Raw genomic sequence first — 1,632 nt, 5'->3', positions numbered from 1 at the left:
CCGCCAAGACTACGCAGAGCATAAATAGGGTGATACTTATGCTGTCTGTATAGTGCTTGTGTAAAAGCATAGAGTTTTGCTCTCTTATATACGCTTTTCCACGATTTAATCCTTTTATCTAGTTTTTCTTTTAAATCTGCTTCTTGCTGTGCCTTTTTATCAGTGTAGAGAAAGATTTTAAGTAAAAAGAGGTTGACTACAAGGCTTAATAAAATAATGCTTACACCATAATTCTTACTTGCTTTAAATAATGTAAAAAAAGCCCAATCAAGCACTTGCTCTAAAGGAAATATGAAGATATAATAGAGAAGTTCAGTAATCATACATTATCCTTTGCAATGTCTTTTTTAGAATCTAGATTCTGCGTTGTCTTTTTTGCACTTTCAAGGGAGTTTGATTTTCGTGCTTCGGCACTACCCTTAAGGTAGCTTCTCGCACTCAAATCTGCACAACCCTTGAAATTATCTAAAAATCCTTCCGCAGTGTTTGGGTGGATTGCGGGGTTTAGAGCACAATTTTTAGATTCTAACTTCTGTATAGAATCTTTTTTATCCTGCAAAATAATATGAGAATCTTCACACATACCATTTGCTGCATTCCCTAATACTTTATTGATAGCATTTATCTCATTATGCAATTCTAGTTTATCTTGCAGTCTAGATTCTAGAATCTCTTTTTCTATTCTTAAAATCTCTTGTGCGGTTTTGATGCCACCCACACCTTGATACTCCCAAAGAAGTGCTTTCATCGCTCTAATATTTTCTTTTAACTTGTCATAGCCCTCTTTATCCTGCAGTAAAGATTCTATAACGCTTGGTAGTCTATCAAACTCACTCGGTTCAATGCTTTTGCCTATCTTAGTTAGGGCATCTTTCACCCAAGGTGTTTCATAAATATCCTCTAAGTCATAGCCTATAATATTAAAATCAAATGTAGGTGTTAGCACAGGCTTTTCAAACAAACATACAAAGTCAAATATCACACCAGAGAAATCCCCTATCATCATATCTGCACGATGTAGGGCATAGATATTATCCCTATTATTATCCCATACGATATTGCTGCAATCTTTGGTTTGGGCTTGCAATGAATCTAGCAGTTCCTTTTCGGAATTATAGCTTTGTGGGTGGGGACGGATAATAAGATTAAAATTAGAATCTATAAAAGGTTGAATAAGCTTCATACCATACTTGCTAAGCAAAGCCTCTCTCCCCCAAGATGGTGCTAAAAGTATAGTGGTCTTTGTATCTGTCTTTGGAAAAAAGTGTATCTTTTTCTCATCATCTAGCCCTTTATAGTCTTGTAACTTTTCTTGTAAAATATCAAGATAAGTGCAGCCAGTGATAACAACTTCTTTTGTTTTGAGATTCCTTACCCTTTCTACTTCGTGGATAAAATCTGTATGTATGATTGAATTTGTAAAAACACTATCAAAGTAATCAAGGGCAAATACCTCATAAATATCTATGTGCGGGAGTGAGTGGATAATATGGCTATAATGCTTCACGCCTTTGCTTCGCTTGATTTGGAGTATATCAAGCTGTGGTGTGCTCATCATCACAATATCAGCTTTAAGGCTATTAAGACGAGAGATAGCCTTAGGACTATCGCTACTACCGATGTATTCCACTT

The 1,632-nt window shown here is 35.7% G+C and carries 1 protein-coding gene and 1 pseudogene; both read right to left on the bottom strand.

Annotated features, from left to right (window positions below; translation table 11 throughout):
- Positions 1-323, bottom strand: a pseudogene (locus C6H17_RS11775) (preprotein translocase YidC); the annotation flags it as partial.
- Positions 320-1,632, bottom strand: a 1,313-nt coding sequence (locus C6H17_RS13200; protein WP_104731463.1) for a CDP-glycerol glycerophosphotransferase family protein, incomplete at its 5' end; no start/stop codon positions are given. The pseudogene C6H17_RS11775 and the gene C6H17_RS13200, both read right to left, overlap by 4 nt.

The organism is Helicobacter rappini (assembly GCF_900198625.1).
GTDB classification, from domain to species: domain Bacteria; phylum Campylobacterota; class Campylobacteria; order Campylobacterales; family Helicobacteraceae; genus Helicobacter_A; species Helicobacter_A rappini.
Note: the sequence above shows the minus strand (reverse complement) of the source record. Positions and strands in the feature narration are given on the sequence as shown.